An 18,710-nucleotide genomic window follows, 5' to 3' on the forward strand; every position below is an offset into this window, starting at 1 on the left:
TAATATAAATTATATTTATTAGAGTCTGAATGTCTTCAACCAAAACCCAAGATTTATACCAACCAAAACATTTTATTTTCTTCCTATTGACAAATCAAGAAACCTATATTAATATCTAAGTTGGAAACCACTTATACCTAATTAGTTTCCATAGTATAAATTTAATGAAAGGAAAATATATTTTTATAAGTTTTGTGGTGTAATCATGGAGAATATCAGTACGAAAAACAATAAAATGTTAAGTGTAATTATGCTAAGTTTAGTTCTAGCACTAAGGCAAATGGCAATGACTATTGTATCACCTTTTATTTCCGTTTATAGTAAATCCCTTTTATACAATACTCCTTTTCTTGCAGGGTTAGCACTTGGCATATTTGGACTTACACAGGCAATTTTCCAAATACCCTTTGGTGCTTTAAGTGATAAGTATGGAAATAAAATCATGATGCTCATCGGCATCTTACAGGTTGATATAGGACTTGTAGTCGCTTTTTTAGCAAAAAATATATATGTTTTTATCTTTGCAAGAGCACTTCAAGGAAGTGGTGCAATACTGGGTGTTGGATACTCTTGGGTTTCAGGTATGGTAACTAAAGACAACGAAATAAAAGCCCTAAGTATTTTAGGTGCCTTTGTATCCTGTGCAGCTGCCCTTTCTTTTGCACTTGGCCCTATTATTCATAATTTTCTTCCAGTAAACAAAATGTTTTTAGTTTGTGCCCTGCTTATATTTGTAAACTGGCTATATATACTTTTATTCCTAAAAGATAGTAAAAACTATACTAATAAAATAAAAAATTCATTTAAAGAAAATTTTAAGATCCTTGTTAAAAATAAAACCTTTATAATGTTAAATAAAGCTGCATTTTGCAATAATTTTATGATGATGGCAGTATTCTATGCACTTCCCATTTATCTTAGTAACGTAACCGGTATAAATGGTATGTGGAAGATATTTATTCCATCCATAATTATTGCTATAATATTTATGAAAAATGTAATAAGACTCATAAAAAAATATGATATCAATATAATACTTGCTATAGCCTTCACAATTTCATCCTTAAGTATGTTTTTTTACTTTAACAAAACATCTTATATATTTTTGCTCTTAGGTACTATCTTATTCTTTTGTGGATATATGTGCCTAACAACAATACTTGCAACCAATATAAACAATATAGTAAAAGATGATTTAAGAGGTACCGCAAATGGCATATTCAACTCATTTCAATATATTGGTTCCTTTGCAGGATCTATTACTGCAGGATCATTGTGGGCGTTTTCACAAAAAATAACTTTGATTATCATAATATTTACTGGACTAGGTGGAATTTTTACAATAATTTTTAATAAATCAAATGTAAAAAAGGAAGATAAATTATGAAAGATAAAATATTAGACACAGCTGCTAGTAAAATACAAATACATGGCTTAAAAAAATTCACTCTAGACGAAATAGCCAAAGATTTAAAAATTAGCAAAAAAACTATTTATAAATATTTTAATAATAAAGACGCAATTGTAGAGGAGTTTTTTAAGACAGTAGTGGAAAGCGATAAGGAAAATATGGAAACCTCTTTAAAACACCAAAATGACTTTATTTCAAAAATTCACTCTATTTTATATTCAAACCACAAGTACAAAATCCCCATTCACTTAATAAATGAAGCAAAAATGTATTATCCAAAAGAATGGGATAAAATCCAAGAATTAAAGCAATATAAACTTCATGCTATTAAAGAATTATTAGAAGAAGGACTTTCAAGCGGCGTAATAAAACAAGATATTAATTTACCAATACTCATCAAAATGCTTGAACAAACAGCAGATACATTTCTAGATTATAATTTTCTACTGGATAACAAAATGAAATTTTCGGAAGCTATACAGGAAGTATTAAAAATAATCCTATATGGAATATCAACAAAATAATATTAAAGCACCAGGTGGAGTCAAAACTCCATCTGATGCTTAGAAATCTGTTTATATTAGGGTTATATTGAGTTCATATTGGGTTATACTAGAAAGTTACCTTTTTTCCATCATATATACATTGAAGTATCTTTTTCATCTGATCAAAATCTATAGGTCTTGGATTAGCTCCTGTACATGCATCTAAGAGAGCATTTTTTGCTATAAAATCAACATTTGAATTGAAATCATCTTTACTTATGCCATAATCTTTTAAGGTCAAAGGTATATTTAATTCCTTATCCATATCTTGTACCATTTTAACTAGAGAATCTACCAATTCATCTTCAGTAGTTCCTTTAAGTCCTAATATCTTAGCTATATTAGCATATCTATCTCCACAAGCTTTTTTATTAAAATCTAAAACATATGGAAGATATATTGCATTAGCGCATCCATGTGGTATGTGCCATACCGCTCCCGTTTTATGTGCTAAACTATGGGTTATACCAAGAAGTGCATTAGAAAATGCCATACCTGCTAAACATTGTGATATATGCATCTTATCTCTAGCCTCTTTATCCCCCTTATAGGATTTAAGTAAGTTATCTCTTGTCATAATTATAGAATGTATTGCAAGTGGATCTGAAATATCCGATCTAGCTGATGCTACATAAGCTTCTAGTGCATGAGTTAATGCATCCATACCAGTATGTGCAGTTAACTTAGCTGGCATTGTCTGGGCTAATGCTGGATCAACTATAGCTATATCCGGCGTCAAATTGAAATCAGCTAAAGGATACTTTATTTTAGCTTTATAATCAGTTATTACTGAAAATGAAGTAACTTCAGTAGCTGTTCCACTAGTAGAAGCTATAGCTACAAATTTAGCTTTTTGCCTTAATTCCGGTAATCCAAATGGAACAACTGCTTGTTTGAAAGTAAAATCTGGATACTCATAAAATAACCACATAGCCTTTGCAGCATCTATTGGTGAACCTCCTCCAATAGCAACTATCCAATCTGGCCCAAATTCTGTCATTATCTGGGCACCTTTCATAACAGTTTCTACAGATGGATCTGGTTCAACACCTTCTATTAATTTAACTTCTATGTTTGCTTCTTTTAAGTATTCTTCTACCTTGTCAAGGAAACCAAATCTCTTCATGGATCCTCCTCCAACAACTACTACAGCTTTCTTGCCCTTTAACGTTTTCAAAGCACCCAAAGCGTCTTTTCCAAAGTAAATGTCTCTTGGCAACGTAAATCTCTCCATTATTATTCCCCCTAATTTTATTTCCATATATTTTTATTCCCATATATTTTATTAGCAAAATTCGTACCAATCGACTTACTTACTTTTCAAATCTTCTATATCATTAGATTTTATACTCAAAGCCATACCTATTAAGATTTTGAGGTACTTTTATAGTTTTTCCAACTTTAGGTTTATATTTAATAATACCAGTACCACTGTTCAAAAAAAAAGCAGCATTTTGGTCAAATAAAGAACATAATCTTCAGATAATTCTGTAATGTTATTATTTGGATAATATCCCTATATTCCTTTGTATTACATTAAAATTTTAATAATACTACATTTTATTGATTTTTATCTCATTTATTAAATGTACCTTTTTTGTACACTATGAGCATACAAGTGATAGTTCAATTTTTTCTTGTTTTATTTTAGGCAGTGTTCTGTAAACTTTCTATAAACAAATCCCCTGTAACAAGTGATGATATTTTGCCCAGTTAACCCCAAAGACATTTCCCAATGAAATAAAAGTAGTTGTCCATATAAAATTACAAACTGCAAAATTTTCACCTCACATATTAATCATATCTGACAAAGGAAATATTAATGTAACTTTAGTTCCTTTATTTATCTCAGAGTTAATACTAATTTTCAATCCCAATTTTGAACAAAGCTTTCTACATAAATATAATCCCATTCCTGTACTTTTGCTAAACTTTCTTCCGTTCTCACCAGTAAATCCCTTTTCAAAAACTCTATTTATATCTCTATCTACTATACCTACTCCATTATCCTCTATAGTTAACATTACTAAATTAGCTTTTTTTACTGAATATATAATTATCATTGGCTCCTTATTACTAGAGTACTTTATAGAATTTCCTATTATCTGATTTATAATAAATTCAACCCATTTTCCATCAGTATATACAATTTCATTAATATCTTTTATATCTAATTTTATTTTCTTATGAATAAAATCTCTATAATTTCTTTTGGCTGCATTTTTCACCACATTATCAAGGCTAATTTGTTTTATAATATAGTCTTTATTCACATTGTTACTTCGAGAATAATAAAGTACCTGTTCTACAAATCCCTCAATTCTGTCCATCTGAAAATCTATTTTATTAGTTACTTCATTTTGATTATTTTCAAGTATCAGCTTTGTAGAAGCTATTGGTGTCTTAATTTCATGTACCCAGGTCTCTATGTATTCTCTATAATCTGTCTGCATATCTTTATAATATTTCACATTCTCATGCATATTTCTGCTTACCACTTTAAGTATATAATTAAGCTTTTCCCCTTCTATAAAGTTTGCTTCCTTTATTACCTCTGGAAGCAAATATTTCTTGTCCAATTTTTCTAATACGCTATCAATTTCATCATAATAATTTTTATATTTTATAAATTGTAAAGCCAGATATGAAACTAATGGTAAAAACCAGATACAAAAAATCAATACAATTATAATGAACTTAACATTAATAGCAATCATTATAACTGATAATACTATAAACATCAACATATTACATGATATTACTACCATTTTATCTTTAATAAATTCACCTATACTCATGGCATTATATACCCTAACCCTCTTCTTGTCTCTATTGGATTTTCTATACCTATCTCTTCAAGCTTCTTTCTTAATCTGTTAATATTAACAGTTAATGCACTGTCATCTACAAAATAGTCCACTTTCCACAAGTATTCCATAAGTAAATCTCTTTTTACTATGCTTCCTCTATTATTTATTAAATAAGAAAGTATCTTAACCTCATTTTTAGTTAGCTCTAAGGATTTGTCTTTATAAATAACGGTTGCATTTGAAAGGTTTAAATTAAAGTCGTTGTAATTTAATATATTATTAGTTTTTAAGTTTCCATATGTTCTTTTTAATAAATTTGTTATCCTTGCTAGTAATATATCTGTATTATAAGGTTTTGTTATAAAATCATCTGCCCCTAAATTCATACTCATTAATTCATCTACTTCACTGTCTCTACTTGTAACCATTATAATAGGAATATCTGAAGTCTTACGTATTTCTCTACATATATAATACCCATCAAACTGGGGAAGATTTATGTCTAGCAATATAAGGTTTGCATTCTCATTTTCGACATACTTTATTATATTATTAAAATCTACAGGAGCTTTCACTTCGTATCCATATTTTATTAAAAAGCTTTGTAATTCTTCTCTTATAACTTCATCATCTTCAATAATAACAATTTTTCTCATTATTCTCTTTACCCTTCTATATAGAATATAAGGCCATTAAACTTTGGCAAACAAAATTTAATAACCTTATTAATAATAATAAGACTAAATATTATTTTTTACTACTACTCCAACATGATTGTGTGCTAAGTTTATCAATTCCTCTGGTGTACCTGTAAACAAAATTTGTCCATGATTAATAACAATCAGTTTATCACATACTGATTGCACATCTTCAATTATATGAGTAGATAATAATACAATCTTATCTTGTGCAGTTTTAGAAAATAAGTTACGGAAATTAATGCGTTCCTCAGGGTCAAGTCCAACCGTTGGCTCATCAAAAATCAGTAATTCCGGATTTCCCATAAGAGCTTGGGCAATTCCCACACGCTGTCTTTGACCGCCAGATAAAGTTGAAATACGTGCTTTCCGTTTGTCTGTTAGATTTGTCTTCTCAATAACATCTTTTATAACCTTCCTACTATTTTTGATACCTTTTAATGCTGCTATATAATCTAAAAACTGCCACACAGTAAGTTCATCATAGAATCCAAAGGATTGGGGCAGATATCCTAAACTTGCTTTTAGCTTTTTTACCAGTTTTATATATCATATTTAAATTTTTAACTGAAATCTTCATATTTATCTTATCCTTTCATACACCTTGTTTAGATATTATTTTTTACTATATTTTTATATCCTGTATATGTTGTATAAAAATATCCTGCATAAACTGCGAGAAATAATAATGCTGTTATTAAAGCTGAAAATCTAATATCTATTTGATTAAACTTACTCATCTCTCCATTAACTACTGTAACACCAATAATTGAATGGATTAATGCAAGCAGCACTGGAAGACTGAAATATATCAAGGTTTGGATAAATATTGTCTTATCTATCATTTTTTTGTTTGCACCAATCCTCTTTAAAGCTTTATATCTTTCTATGCTATCGCTGGCTTCTGACAATTGTTGAAGAGCAAGCACTGCCATGCTAGTTATTAGAAATATTATTCCCAAATATATTCCAATAAATAATACTGCTGTCGTTGCACCCTTGCTTCTAGAATAAATATTATACTTTGAATAAGCATTCATATCTGAAATACTTAAGCTCTTATACCTGTGATTTAACAAATTTTCGTGTATTTCACTATATTTTTTATTATTTTGTTCCCTATTTTTATCTGAATACATTATGTTAAGCATGGATCTACAAATTTTATTGGACTTTGGTAGAATTTCATCATTTATAACTATCGTTAAATAAGTATCTTGCACTATATCATTTCCAAGATTCTCTTCTATAATTTTATCGTTTTTAACCAAATACTCTTTTCCTTCAATATTAACTTTCTTACTACTTTTAAGCCTTTCATAAGCTAATTTAACCATCTCATTATAGTTGGACATAAGTAAAACCTCATCCTTGTTTAAACTTATTTCTTTTTTCCCTCTAAGTTCCAACATTTTATTATAATCGGATATTTTAACAAAGGATACCTCATCATCCTTATGATTTTCATCTGTAATTGATAATAAACCACCTACTTTTACTCCTGAAATATATTCATTGTAAGATGCGTACTTTTCATTTTTACTTGTTTTAAAATTAATCTTAGCTAATACATCTTCTAAATTGTTCTCTTTACTATTATTGTATACTGTTACACTGGCATCAAAAGGTGCTTCTTTTTCAAGCCCTGTTTCGAAGTCCTTCTTAAGGCTTATTCCCGTAGATAATATAAGTATTGTAATAAATAACATTAAGCATATTACTGACATCGATATAAAATTTGTATTAACTTTACTATTTATTTGTTTTACTACAAATATATTCAATCCTTTTAAATATATATTCTTATTTCTATTTACTATATATAATATGACTCCAGATAAACTAAAGAAAAATAATACTGTACCTACTACCAAAAAGACTATTAATGGCTTAAACATAGGATTTCTTGTATCCAAACCTATCTTTAGTATAGATTTATACGTAAATTCAAGTAATGCCACACATAGAATAAAAGCTAATAAATATGTAAATGAATTTTTAAATTTTATATTTTCATTTTTCCTACCTGATGTTAGTAAATCAATTATCTTATACTTAGAAATAACAAATACATTAAGTATCATAACAAGCAAAAACATTATTCCAAAGTATAATATAGTCTTACCTATAGCACTTGTTGAAACAGAAAATCTGTATTCATTTATAGAAATTTCAAATAATTTTAATGTAAAAATGGATAAAACCTGTGATGTTCCCATTCCTAATATAAGACCAGCAATTAAAGATATAACTCCAACTATAAATGTCTCTGTTACTAATATTCTGGATACTTTTCCCTTTTCCATACCTAAACACATGTATATTCCTAATTCTTTTTTCCGTTTCTTTATTAAAAAATTATTTGCATATAATATTAAACTCCCTAATATAATTGATACAAATACTGATACACCAGACATCATTTCCATTAACCTGGATATATATTTTGCATTTGAGGATTTTACATCAATAAGTGCCTTTTGTGAATCTATAGAATTAAAGCTGTAAAATACACAAACAGCCAGTATTAGCGTTAAAAAGTATATAGTATAATCTTTGTAACTCTTTTTTATATTTCCAGCAGCTAGCTTAAAATACATTGCTGTCATCACCTCCAAGGAGAGTTATAACTTCTATAATTTTATTAAAGAATTCTTTTCTAGTATCACTGCCTCTTATAAGCTCGCTAAAAATTCTTCCATCTTTAATAAAAAGTATTCTATGAGCATAGCTTGCTGTAAAGGAATCATGAGTAACCATAAGTATGGTAGTATTCAGCTCCTTGTTTAAACTTTCAAATCTTTCAAGTAATAATCTAGCTGATTTTGAATCAAGTGCCCCTGTTGGTTCATCTGCAAGTACCAAGGATGGATTAGTTACTATTGCTCTTGCTGAAGCAACTCTTTGTTTTTGTCCTCCTGACATCTGATAAGGATATTTATTTAATACTTGTCCTATTTCTAGATACTGTGCTACTGATTTTATTTTTTCATCTATTGCTGAAATTTTCTCACCTTTTATTGTCAATGCTAAGGCTATATTCTCATAAGCTGTAAGAGTATCTAATAAATTAAAATCTTGAAATATAAACCCTAACTCATTTTGTCTAAACTTGTCCAATGCTTTTGATTTTAACCTTGTAATGTCACTACCATTTATTATTATCTTTCCCACAGTAACATTATCAATGGTTGATATACAGTTAAGTAATGTAGTTTTACCACTTCCTGAAGGTCCCATTATTCCAACAAACTCCCCTTCATCTACCTTAAAACTGATATTATCTATAGCCTTTGTTACATTATCTTTACTACCATAATACTTTTCAATTTTTTCTACACTTAATATATTTTGCATTCCCAATTCTCCCTTTTTCCTTATTCCAGCTAGAATTTTTTAACTTCATCTGATGAACTTATTTTATATGATTCTATTTATATCATCAATTGAACTATATATAATTAACATTACATTTTTGTTATATTATTTTCCTTAATTATAGGGCTGCTGCATTATAGACTTTTTATTGCAGCAGCCCCATGTTACAAATGTAATATTGTTAATCCCTCATGTGTATGAGAAAAAATCTTATATTTTTATTTCCCCATCCTAAATCCCAGGGTACATGATACCTATCTGTAGTATGGGAATTAATCAAAGGGTAATTGTGAGAATCAAATCCTGTTACTATTGCAAAATGATCTATATTACCTCTGCCTTTCTCATAAGCTATCAAATCACCTGTTTTTAACTTACTAAATACTCCATTAGATGTATTTGATATAGTAGCAGTCAACTGATCAAAAGTTCCAATCTTTATAACACTTCCCCTTCCACTGTGTAACAAATAGTTTTTTAATCCATCTGCATTTGACCAAGCTCTTGTACCTGGGTGCCATTCACCGTTGGTATGCATGGCACCTCCTTCCTTATCTCCCAATACTTGAGATATAAAATTAGTACAGTCTCCCCCTGCTCCATTATAATCATCATACTTCCTATTGTATTTAAAGTTATTGCTATTTCCCCAAGCTATGCCACAATACTTGTCAGCATAAGCCACTGCATTTTTCCTGTCATAAACCATTTTTCTTTTACTAATTAAATTATTGAAATATTTTTTTGAAAAACTTAAGTTACTATTTAATGCTGCCGTATAAAGTTGAAGAGAATCTTCAAAGCAATCAGTATACCAGTCACTAAGTACAAGCCATTTTCCATCTTTTTTTACTACACTTGCCGTATGGCGTATACCTACTCCAAATGAATTTAATGGACTAGCTTCATCATTTTTATATTTATAATCAAACTTATAACTTTCTGCAATAACTAATTTTACTGCATTGCCGCGAGGTATAGCTTTTCTTAAATTTATCGTAGATTTAATATCTTTAAATTCTATATTTCTTTTACTGCACCAATCTTTCAAGTATTTAGCTCTTTTTACTTCATGCTCTAATGCATATTTACCACTTGGTCTAGATGTATCATAGTAATTATTCAATGTTGAATAATCCCCAGTTTTAAGAGCATTGCACCGAAAATTATATATTTTTTCAATTTCTGCACTTATTTCTTCCTTATTTATACTTTCCCTCGACTTGCATATTGAACATTTAAGTATAGGGATCGTTAAGAATACAAATATTAAAGTTATGTATTTTAACAATGACATAATTTTAATTTTGTTCATCACATGATTTAATCCCACCATTAGTCTCCTCCTAAAAGATGGCCTAACAATTTGCCTATTATTTTAATAAAAACCTTCATATTATATGATTAGGAATTTATCATAAAATCATGTGATAAATATATTTCCAAATTTCATGTTAAATTTTATACCTCATTATACATATCACTCCTTTTCATAAAATTAGAAATAAGAATTATAAAAAATCTGGTTATTTTAACCGGCTCTAATACTTACACTTTCCAATCTTCACAATTCCACACATTCGTCGCAATATCTTCATAAAACTCTGGTTCATGGCACACTAAAATTATGCTACCGTTATATTCCTTTAAAGCACGCTTAAGTTCCTCTTTAGCATAGATATCTAAGTGATTAGTTGGTTCATCCAAAACTAATATATTGGTTGGTTTATTGATAAGCTTGCACAATCTAACTTTGGCCTGTTCCCCTCCACTCAATATATTAATGGGGCTGTCTATATGCTGTCTTGTAAGTCCACATTTAGCAAGGTCACTTCTAACCTCAGTTTGGGTCAAATCAGAAAAAGTCTTCCAAACATCATATAAAACCGTATGAGTATTACTTTCTGCAACTTCCTGCTCAAAGTAGCCTATTTTTTTATAGTCACTTAAAACTACTTCACCATTTATAGGTTTTAATAATCCAAGCAAACTTTTTAATAGAGTTGTTTTCCCTAAACCATTGGCTCCAGTTATTGCAATTTTTTCTCCTCTTTCCATTTTTAGATTTAGAGGTCTGCTTAGAGGCTCGTCATATCCAATAACCAAATTGCTAGCTTTAAAAATTACACTTTCCGGCATCTTTACACTTTTAAAATTAAAGCGAGGTTTTATAAGGTTCTTTTTAATTTCTATTCTTTCAATTTTATTTAGCTTTTTTTCTCTTGCCTTTGCTTGTTTTGCCGTTGCAGCTCTTGCTTTATTTTTTCTCACATAATTTTCAAGCTTTGCAATTTCATTTTGCTGCTCTTTGTATTCAATTTGCAGCTGCTGTTTTCTCATTTCGTAAAGTTTTACAAAATAATCATAATTTCCGTGATATCTAGTTAAGATTTTGTGTTCAAGGTGATATATTACATTGACAACGCTGTTTAAAAAGCTGTTATCATGGGATATCAATATGAACGCATTTTCGTAATTTATTAAATAGCTTTTTAACCATTCTATGTGTTCTTCATCCAGGTGATTAGTAGGCTCATCTAATAACAAAATGTCTGGTGCTTCAAGTAAAAGCTTAGCAAGTAAAACCTTTGTCCTTTGTCCACCGCTTAAAGATGAAACGTCTTTATCTAAAAGTTCCCTAATTCCAAGACCTGCTGCTGTAGATTGTATTCTTGAATTAATGTTGTAAAAGTTGTTTTTGTCTAAAGTTTCCTGCATATTTGATAGCTTATGGAGGGCTCTGGATAATTCCTTTTCATTCATAGTACCAAGCTCATTGCATAAGTCACTTATTTTTTTCTCTATATCAAATAACTTTGAAAATGCACCCTTTAAAGTGTCTAGTGTGGTATTCCCTTTTTTTAGATCAACATGCTGATCCATATAGCCTATGCTAAATTTGCGATTCCATTCAATTGTGCCCTCATCTGGTAGAAGCTCTCCCGTAATAATTTTCATAAAGGTTGACTTGCCTTCCCCATTAGCACCAATAAGACCAATATGCTCTCCTCTTAATAATCTAAAAGATGTATTTTTAAATAATACCCTTTCGCCAAATGAATGGCTCATATTTTCAACTGTTAAAATACTCATTATCTGTTTACTTCCTTTATCTATGTATTTCCAAATTAATATATTATCCGCTTTTAAAGCATACCATCTCATGCTATAAATACTCAAGTTCATAAATATTTCTGTATTATATGTGACTATATAAAACAACGGTATATTAGCATGCTTTTTTATGCTAATATACCGTTTTACATTAATCATGTTTTTTTTGTTTTCTGATTATTCTTCTAATACTATTTTCTGTTAAATAATACTGCTTAGATAAGCTTTTAACAGATATACCTGTACAATACCTATTAAAAATTTCTTTATTCCTTATATAAAGATACCTTTTGGTTTCAGTATTTTCTCCCCAGGATTTTTTATTTTCATTTTTTCTAGGAATATAAATATATGCGCCATCGGTATATTTTTGAATTGCTTGAATTATACATTGTGGTAATACATTCTGTGCCTTTTCATATTTCATAAATCATCTGCTCCAATCTACATCTACTTTGTAAATAATGAAGCAAAGACTGAACAAAACATGTAAAAACTAAATTGATAAATTTATAGGGTCGCTAATTAACTTATACACTACTCATAATGATTTAAAAATGTCATTTTGAAACATACATAAATTAAGTTTAACATTGTTTTCCCTGCAGCTCCAAACAAAATTTTCCCATGTTTTTACAATCTTTGCATGGAGCTAAATCTTATAACTAAAAGCATTATGAATTTTCCCCCTTTTTCTCTAATCGTACTAATTGTATATTTACAATAATTATTCTATGAACTCATACATCATGAAAACTATTGAAGCTTCGAAATACAATCAAATTAAGTATAATATAAACTCCAACATTTTCAAAGCTTTTATTTTAAATGCTTTAGAGGATATAATAAAAAATGAGACTACATTTATAGATGAACCACTGATAAGAAAAGATTTAAGTAAAACCCTGTTATAAAAATCAATAGCTGAAGAAACAACTATTGATTTTTAACTTCAGAAGTTGAAATCTTATATTTAGGAACAGTTGGTATGGTGATATATTATGGATAAAAAGGTAAAAATATATAAGGTTATTGATTTAGCTAGAATATATGGTATTCACCCAAATACCGTAAGACTATATGAAAAGCTAGGCTTTATATCTAAAGCAAAAAGAAATATGAATAACTACCGCATATTTGAAGAATTACATATATTACAAATAAAAGTCTGTAGGTGCATTTTTGGTTATCCTTTTGCAAACAGGCACATAAGAAATGCCGGTAATAAAATCATGTGGTCAATAGCAAAAAAACAGTGGGATAAAGCAGAACAAAATACAGATTTATATACAGGAATAATTGAACAGGAAATTAAGAAGGCTCAAAAAGCCTGTGAAATGCTGCAGAATTGGGCAAACTCAGCTAAGAATAATGAAATTTTTTTAGAAGAAAAAATGTTGTCACGTAAAGACATCGCTGATTATCTAGGAGTCACTGCTGAGGCCGTACGAAATTGGGAAAGGAACGGGTTAATTCTTCCAGAAAAAGTAGGTGAAAAAGGTGAAAAACTTTATTCAAGTACTGATTTAGGAAGAATGCACATTATATATATGTTATTACAGTCCGGATATAGTATGTCTTCGATCCACCGTAGTATTTCAATGTATGATAAAGGACATGCCGAATTAGTGGCATCAGCACTGGACTGTCAAGAGTATGATGATTTTATTTCAGTTGGAGATAGATGGCTTTATGAATTAAATAAACTACTAGAAGCAGCTCAAAAAATACCTTCAATTATTGAAGAGATGAAAAATTTATAAAAAACCTTACACTTGCACACCACCCTATATTTTCTATGTTATTTTTTTATAGAAGAATGGTATGTTGTTTTTTCATCCTAAACTATAAAAACTGGAGGTAAAATAATGATAAGTAAGGTTTTTGAAGTGATTACAAAAGAACGTGCAGTAGGAACAGCTGCAAATGATGAAATATTAAATTTTTTAGAAAATAGGTTCAAACATATGAACTATTCAATAAAGTCTCTGCCATTTGAATGTACTATTTGGGAAAAAGGGAAATCAACTCTTATGACTGACAATCATTTGTTCGAGGTTGAGCCAAGTCCTTTTTCTAATTCATTTAGGGGAAGTGGAAAATTGATTATGGTTAGAACTGTGGAGAAATTAGAGGAAATTGACTGTAATAATGTTATCTTAGTATTGTCAGGAAAACTTACAGAAAGTCCTTTGCAGCCCAAAGACTATCCATTTTATTATCCCAAAGAGCATAAATATATTATTTCTCTACTTGAAAGGAAGAAGCCAAAGGCAATTATTGCTGTAACAGGTAAAAATCCATTAAGTGGTAAAAATCCATTTCCACTTTTTGAAGATGGAAATTTTTTAATACCATCAGCAAATATTAATGATCAAATCTTATCAAAAATTAAGGACGCGGGACTTTTAAGTGAAGTTGTGCATTTGACAATAGATTCCCATAAGAGGTTATCTAAAAGTCGACAGATTGTAGCATTAAAGAAAGCTGAAAAATCAATGGGCAAAATTGTTATAGGTGCTCATATGGACACAAAATATAATACACCTGGAGCTTTAGATAATGCAGCAGGAGTTGCAATATTGCTGCAGATAGCTGAAGTATTGAAATCTACAGCATACGATATAGAGATTGTACCATTTAATAGTGAAGAATTCTACGGTGCGTGTGGTGAAATGGAATATTTAAAATTAATCGATAATGAAAAAGATAGAATTAAGCTCATGATTAATATAGATTCACCATGCCATAAGGGAGCTGAAGCTGCCATTTCCTTTCACAATCTAAGTGATAATATAAGTGAAATTATAAACTGTACTATAGGTAAGAGTGAAAAAATTGTTAAAGGTAAGGAATGGTATGCTGGAGATCATGTTCCTTTCATATTTCGTGGTATCCCTTGTTTAGTAGTAACATCATCAGATCTTTTTAGTGGTGGCTTAGAATACACCCATACCTCAAAAGATACGTTGGATACTATTGATTTTGACATGATTGGACATATAGTCCGGTATATAATTGAAATTATCTCAACTCTTTCTGTTTAAGCATTTCTAGAATGAATAAATTTGAACTACACAAATAATCAGCTTAATCTTAGAATCTTTTTTAGCATATGTCCGTTATGGTAAAATATAGTTGACTGTGTTTACATGAGGAGTTGATTAATACAATGGACGAAAGTAAAAAACTTTATCAAATAGGAAAAGTATCTAAAATATGTAATATTCCAATAAAAACACTGAGATACTATGATGAAATAGAACTGTTGATACCAAGAAAGATTGATCCAGACAGTAATTATAGATATTATTCAAATGACCAATTGGCTTTAGTGCTTGTAATCAAGCATTTTAAGGAAGCAGGTTTTTCATTAAAGGAAATAAAAGTGCTTTTGGGAAGAGAAAATTTAGAGTATAACACAAGAAAAATTAATGAAAAATGTATAGAGATTGATAATAAAATTAACGATTTAAAGATGCTAAAACAAAAATTACAGTTTTTCATAAAAGAAAGCAAAAAGGAAAAGAAAAAAAATAAGGATTTTAAAATTGAGATAAAAGAAATACCAGTTTCTTATGTTGCTTATCTCAGGAGCAAAGGACCCTGTACTATTGAAGAATTTACAGTTAGGTACTGTAAGCTGATTTCATTGGTTGAAAGAAACAATTTTCATATTATAAAGAATGCTATGGCAGTGTATTATGATAACTGTATTGATTTTGAAGAAAAAGAAAAGGAAGATTATGATATAGAAGTTTGTATAGCTGTATCTGAGGAAAGAGAAATAGATGGTTTAGTTAGAAAATTTGGAGGTTTTAAAGCTGTTACTGCTGTTCATTATGGAAGTTATAACAATATGATACAGACTTATAGGAAGTTGTATAAATACATTTATGAAAATGGATATGAAATTTGCGGTGAGCCTGTAGATAATTATCTTGTAGACATAATGAACACAGTAGATGAAGAAAATTATGTGACTGAACTTATAGTTCCAATAAGATAATTAAAATAAGTGTTGACTCTCCCGTTACTGTATGCATTATTCTTTCAGTTGTAGATATTCACATCAGAAATATATATCTGTAGATAAATTTATTAACTAACTTCAGTGGATATCTATATGAAATTTGAAAGAGGTGTATGTAAGTTGAGCGAAAAGAGTACAAAAATTAGTGAAAGCTATATTGAAAATGAAAAGCTTGGCAAGCTTATTATGAAGTTTTCTATTCCCTGCGTACTTGCAATGGTGGTCAATGCTCTTTACAGTATTGTGGACCAGATTTTCATCGGTCAGGGAGTAGGCTATATTGGTAATGCAGCTACGAATATAACCTTTCCACTTGTAGTTTTAGCCTTAGGTTTTTCACTACTTTTAGGAGATGGAGCAGCTGCTTTTTACAGTATAAAATTGGGAGAGAAAAACAAAGAAGAAGGTGCTAAGGCAATAGGTAATGCAATTGTTTTGATGGTGATTTTAGGTTTGATATTTTTAGCAGTTGGATATGTTTTTATGGAAAAACTGCTGTGGGGCTGTGGGGCTACAAGCACTAATATTTCTACAGCACTGGATTATATGAGAATAATCTTAATAGGATTCCCTTTCATGATTTTGGCAGCAGGTCTAAATTCAATAATACGTGCAGATGGCAGCCCTGAATATTCAATGCTTGCGATGATAGTAGGTGCAGTTATAAATATTGTTTTAAATCCTATACTTATATTTCATTTTGGTATGGGGGTTAAAGGTTCTGCCATAGCCACAATAATAGGACAAATTTTATCCTGCACAATTTCTCTAAGTTACCTTAAAAAGTTTAAAAATATAAAGTTTAAAAAAGAATATTTGAAGCTTGATGTAAAGGTGAGTAAGACAGTAATGCTTCTAGGAATCTCCAGTTTAATTACACAGGCAGCGGTAACAATAATAATAGTAGTAAGCAATAATATGCTTAAAATTTATGGAGCACAATCAATTTATGGCAGTGATATTCCCATATCAGCAATAGGTATTGTAATGAAAGTAAATGATCTTTTATTAGGAGTGGTAATAGGCATAGCCATAGGAGGCCAGCCAATACTTGGATACAATTACGGTGCTAAAAATTTTAAACGTGTTAAAGATACCTATTTTATGCTTATAAAAATAGCAACTGTTGTATCAATAATAGGCTTTATTATATTTCAGTTTTTTACACAAGGTATAGTAAATCTATTTGGTCAAAATAGTACATTGTATAATGAATTTGCACTAAAATCTTTTAAGATATTTTTGATGCTCTGTATGTTTATAGGTTTTGAACTTACAAGTTGTATTTTCTTCCAGGCTGTAGGTAAACCTGGAAAAGCAATGCTTCTTACACTGTGTAAACAGACCTTCTTTATAGTTCCCCTTATGATAATTTTACCTAAATTCATGGGAGTTTTAGGAGTTTTATATGCAGGACCATGTGCAGAAACATTATCAGTTATAGTGACCACTATTCTTATTACTTCAGAATTTAAGAAATATTCAAAGTTAACTGTAAGCTGATTTTATCAACTAAAATCAACTTTTAATCCATTGTTATCATATATTAAAACCGTATAATTACATTATGGGGTGATAATTATGAAAGAGATTAATATTGCAAAAACACTTGTTACAAAACGTAAAGAAAAAGCCATTACGCAGGATAAATTGGCTGAATATATAGGTGTATCCAAGGCGTCAGTTTCCAAATGGGAAACAGGTCAAAGTTACCCTGATATTACATTTCTTCCACAGCTTGCAGCATATTTTAATATCAGTATAGATGAGCTTATAGGATATGAGCCGCAGATGACAAAATATGATATAAAAAGACTCTATAATAAGTTAGCTGGTGAATTTAGCAGCAAACCTTTTGAAGAGGTTCTAGATGAGTGTCATGAGGTTATAAAAAAATATTATTCTTGTTTTCCACTTTTAGTGCAGATGGCTGTACTTCTTACGAACCATTATATGATGGCAAAGGGCAAGGAAGCACAGGAATCCGTCCTTCATGAAGTAATTGATTTATGCCAGAGAATTAGAACGGAAGAGGAGGATGTGTATGTAACAAATGAGGCAAACTCACTTGAAGCTACCTGCTCTCTCATGTTACAGCATCCTGAAGAAGTTCAGGAATTATTAAATGGAACAATGAAACCTAAACCATCAGATGAAGTAATACTGGCAAGCGCATATCAGATGACAGGAAATATACAAAAGGCAAAAGAAATTTTACAGGTTGGTATATATCATCATTTAATTAATATGATGGGTATATTGCCAAGTTATTTTATACTGAATCAGGATGTTCCAAAACAGTTTGAAAATATACTCCAGCGCACAATTTCCACAGCTGAGCTTTTCAACTTAAACGGGCTTAATCCCGGAGTTATGCTAAAGATATATTTAACAGCAGCACAGTGCTATGCAGTGCAAAATAATCAGGATAAGGCAGTTGATATGATAAGAAAATATGGGGATATATGCACATCGGAGTCACTCTCATTTAAACTACACGGAGATGAGTTTTTTGACAGTGTTGATGATTGGTTTGCAGAATTTGATTTAGGTAACCAGGCACCAAGAGATGAAAAGGTCATTAAAAGAAGCATACTCCAGGCAATCACAGAAAATCCTGCATTTGCAGCATTTAAGGATAATCCCAAATTTAAGAGTATCCTTGAAGCAGTGAAATCAAAATTAGGAAACCTATAAAGGGTTTATTTGACACTGTTATAG

General features: G+C 29.9%; 16 protein-coding genes and 1 pseudogene. 8 read left to right on the top strand and 9 right to left on the bottom strand.

Annotated elements, in window-relative coordinates:
• The first annotated feature begins 202 nt into the window (after positions 1-202).
• Both DMR38_RS19880 and DMR38_RS19885 read left to right on the top strand, forming a co-directional pair.
• Entirely contained in the window at positions 203-1,387 is a 1,185-nt protein-coding gene (locus DMR38_RS19880; protein WP_243124613.1) for an MFS transporter, read from the top strand.
• Positions 1,384-1,935 carry a TetR/AcrR family transcriptional regulator gene (locus DMR38_RS19885; protein ID WP_127723287.1) on the top strand — a complete coding sequence of 184 codons (552 nt, stop codon included), beginning with the start codon at positions 1,384-1,386 and terminating at the stop codon, positions 1,933-1,935. The genes DMR38_RS19880 and DMR38_RS19885 overlap by 4 nt, the downstream gene beginning before the upstream one ends.
• An 88-nt stretch (positions 1,936-2,023) precedes the next feature.
• Here DMR38_RS19885 and DMR38_RS19890 read toward each other — a convergent pair whose 3' ends face one another.
• The 9 genes and pseudogenes from DMR38_RS19890 to DMR38_RS19935 form a co-directional block, all read right to left on the bottom strand.
• On the bottom strand, positions 2,024-3,190 hold the full coding sequence (locus tag DMR38_RS19890; protein WP_127723289.1) for an iron-containing alcohol dehydrogenase: 1,167 nt from the start codon (positions 3,188-3,190) through the stop codon (positions 2,024-2,026).
• A gap of 553 nt (positions 3,191-3,743) precedes the next feature.
• Complete coding sequence (locus DMR38_RS19900; RefSeq protein ID WP_127723291.1) at positions 3,744-4,754, bottom strand: sensor histidine kinase; 1,011 nt, start codon at positions 4,752-4,754, stop codon at positions 3,744-3,746.
• Positions 4,751-5,422 carry a response regulator transcription factor gene (locus DMR38_RS19905; RefSeq protein WP_127723293.1) on the bottom strand — a complete coding sequence of 224 codons (672 nt, stop codon included), beginning with the start codon at positions 5,420-5,422 and terminating at the stop codon, positions 4,751-4,753. Before DMR38_RS19905 ends, DMR38_RS19900 begins: the two co-directional genes overlap by 4 nt.
• A gap of 105 nt (positions 5,423-5,527) precedes the next feature.
• Positions 5,528-6,044, bottom strand: a pseudogene (locus DMR38_RS19910) (ATP-binding cassette domain-containing protein); the annotation flags it as partial.
• A gap of 28 nt (positions 6,045-6,072) precedes the next feature.
• The gene (locus DMR38_RS19915; RefSeq protein WP_127723295.1) at positions 6,073-8,064 is read right to left on the bottom strand and encodes an ABC transporter permease; all 1,992 of its coding nucleotides are present in this window, start codon (positions 8,062-8,064) and stop codon (positions 6,073-6,075) included.
• Complete coding sequence (locus DMR38_RS19920) at positions 8,054-8,821, bottom strand: ABC transporter ATP-binding protein (protein ID WP_127723297.1); 768 nt, start codon at positions 8,819-8,821, stop codon at positions 8,054-8,056. The genes DMR38_RS19915 and DMR38_RS19920 overlap by 11 nt, the downstream gene beginning before the upstream one ends.
• Positions 8,822-9,023: 202 nt before the next feature.
• The gene (locus DMR38_RS19925; protein WP_243124377.1) at positions 9,024-10,178 is read right to left on the bottom strand and encodes an amidase domain-containing protein; all 1,155 of its coding nucleotides are present in this window, start codon (positions 10,176-10,178) and stop codon (positions 9,024-9,026) included.
• Positions 10,179-10,390: 212 nt separating this feature from the next.
• Positions 10,391-11,935, bottom strand: a complete 1,545-nt coding sequence (locus DMR38_RS19930; RefSeq protein ID WP_127724183.1) for an ABC-F family ATP-binding cassette domain-containing protein — start codon at positions 11,933-11,935, stop codon at positions 10,391-10,393.
• Between the two features lie 172 nt (positions 11,936-12,107).
• On the bottom strand, positions 12,108-12,383 hold the full coding sequence (locus DMR38_RS19935) for a CD3324 family protein (RefSeq protein WP_127723299.1): 276 nt from the start codon (positions 12,381-12,383) through the stop codon (positions 12,108-12,110).
• 322 nt (positions 12,384-12,705) lie between these two features.
• On the opposite strand from DMR38_RS19935, the gene DMR38_RS22030 reads away from it, so the two are divergent.
• The 6 genes from DMR38_RS22030 (at position 12,706) to DMR38_RS19960 (ending at position 18,686) form a co-directional block, all read left to right on the top strand.
• Complete coding sequence (locus DMR38_RS22030; RefSeq protein WP_175413077.1) at positions 12,706-12,870, top strand: hypothetical protein; 165 nt, start codon at positions 12,706-12,708, stop codon at positions 12,868-12,870.
• 87 nt (positions 12,871-12,957) lie between these two features.
• Positions 12,958-13,719 (top strand): MerR family transcriptional regulator, encoded by a 762-nt coding sequence (locus DMR38_RS19940; RefSeq protein ID WP_127723301.1) that lies wholly within the window; start codon positions 12,958-12,960, stop codon positions 13,717-13,719.
• Between the two features lie 105 nt (positions 13,720-13,824).
• Entirely contained in the window at positions 13,825-15,003 is a 1,179-nt protein-coding gene (locus tag DMR38_RS19945) for a M28 family metallopeptidase (protein ID WP_127723303.1), read from the top strand.
• Between the two features lie 125 nt (positions 15,004-15,128).
• Positions 15,129-15,965, top strand: a complete 837-nt coding sequence (locus tag DMR38_RS19950) for a MerR family transcriptional regulator (protein ID WP_127723305.1) — start codon at positions 15,129-15,131, stop codon at positions 15,963-15,965.
• 117 nt (positions 15,966-16,082) lie between these two features.
• Positions 16,083-17,492: an MATE family efflux transporter gene (locus DMR38_RS19955; protein ID WP_127723307.1), complete on the top strand. Its 1,410-nt coding sequence runs from the start codon at positions 16,083-16,085 to the stop codon at positions 17,490-17,492.
• Positions 17,493-17,570: 78 nt separating this feature from the next.
• Positions 17,571-18,686 (top strand): helix-turn-helix transcriptional regulator, encoded by a 1,116-nt coding sequence (locus tag DMR38_RS19960; RefSeq protein ID WP_127723309.1) that lies wholly within the window; start codon positions 17,571-17,573, stop codon positions 18,684-18,686.
• The last annotated feature ends 24 nt before the right edge of the window (positions 18,687-18,710 follow it).

This window comes from Clostridium sp. AWRP (assembly GCF_004006395.2).
Classification (GTDB): Bacteria; Bacillota; Clostridia; order Clostridiales; family Clostridiaceae; genus Clostridium_B.

Coding starts and splice junctions, on each gene's coding strand:
- DMR38_RS19935 (WP_127723299.1), bottom strand. CDS start 12,383: ATGAAATATGAAAAGGCACAGAATGTATTACCACAATGTATAATTCAA.
- DMR38_RS19960 (WP_127723309.1), top strand. CDS start 17,571: ATGAAAGAGATTAATATTGCAAAAACACTTGTTACAAAACGTAAAGAA.
- DMR38_RS19950 (WP_127723305.1), top strand. CDS start 15,129: ATGGACGAAAGTAAAAAACTTTATCAAATAGGAAAAGTATCTAAAATA.
- DMR38_RS22030 (WP_175413077.1), top strand. CDS start 12,706: ATGAAAACTATTGAAGCTTCGAAATACAATCAAATTAAGTATAATATA.
- DMR38_RS19915 (WP_127723295.1), bottom strand. CDS start 8,064: ATGTATTTTAAGCTAGCTGCTGGAAATATAAAAAAGAGTTACAAAGAT.
- DMR38_RS19945 (WP_127723303.1), top strand. CDS start 13,825: ATGATAAGTAAGGTTTTTGAAGTGATTACAAAAGAACGTGCAGTAGGA.
- DMR38_RS19905 (WP_127723293.1), bottom strand. CDS start 5,422: ATGAGAAAAATTGTTATTATTGAAGATGATGAAGTTATAAGAGAAGAA.
- DMR38_RS19925 (WP_243124377.1), bottom strand. CDS start 10,178: ATGGTGGGATTAAATCATGTGATGAACAAAATTAAAATTATGTCATTG.
- DMR38_RS19940 (WP_127723301.1), top strand. CDS start 12,958: ATGGATAAAAAGGTAAAAATATATAAGGTTATTGATTTAGCTAGAATA.
- DMR38_RS19955 (WP_127723307.1), top strand. CDS start 16,083: ATGAAATTTGAAAGAGGTGTATGTAAGTTGAGCGAAAAGAGTACAAAA.
- DMR38_RS19920 (WP_127723297.1), bottom strand. CDS start 8,821: ATGCAAAATATATTAAGTGTAGAAAAAATTGAAAAGTATTATGGTAGT.
- DMR38_RS19900 (WP_127723291.1), bottom strand. CDS start 4,754: ATGAGTATAGGTGAATTTATTAAAGATAAAATGGTAGTAATATCATGT.
- DMR38_RS19930 (WP_127724183.1), bottom strand. CDS start 11,935: ATGAGTATTTTAACAGTTGAAAATATGAGCCATTCATTTGGCGAAAGG.
- DMR38_RS19890 (WP_127723289.1), bottom strand. CDS start 3,190: ATGGAGAGATTTACGTTGCCAAGAGACATTTACTTTGGAAAAGACGCT.
- DMR38_RS19885 (WP_127723287.1), top strand. CDS start 1,384: ATGAAAGATAAAATATTAGACACAGCTGCTAGTAAAATACAAATACAT.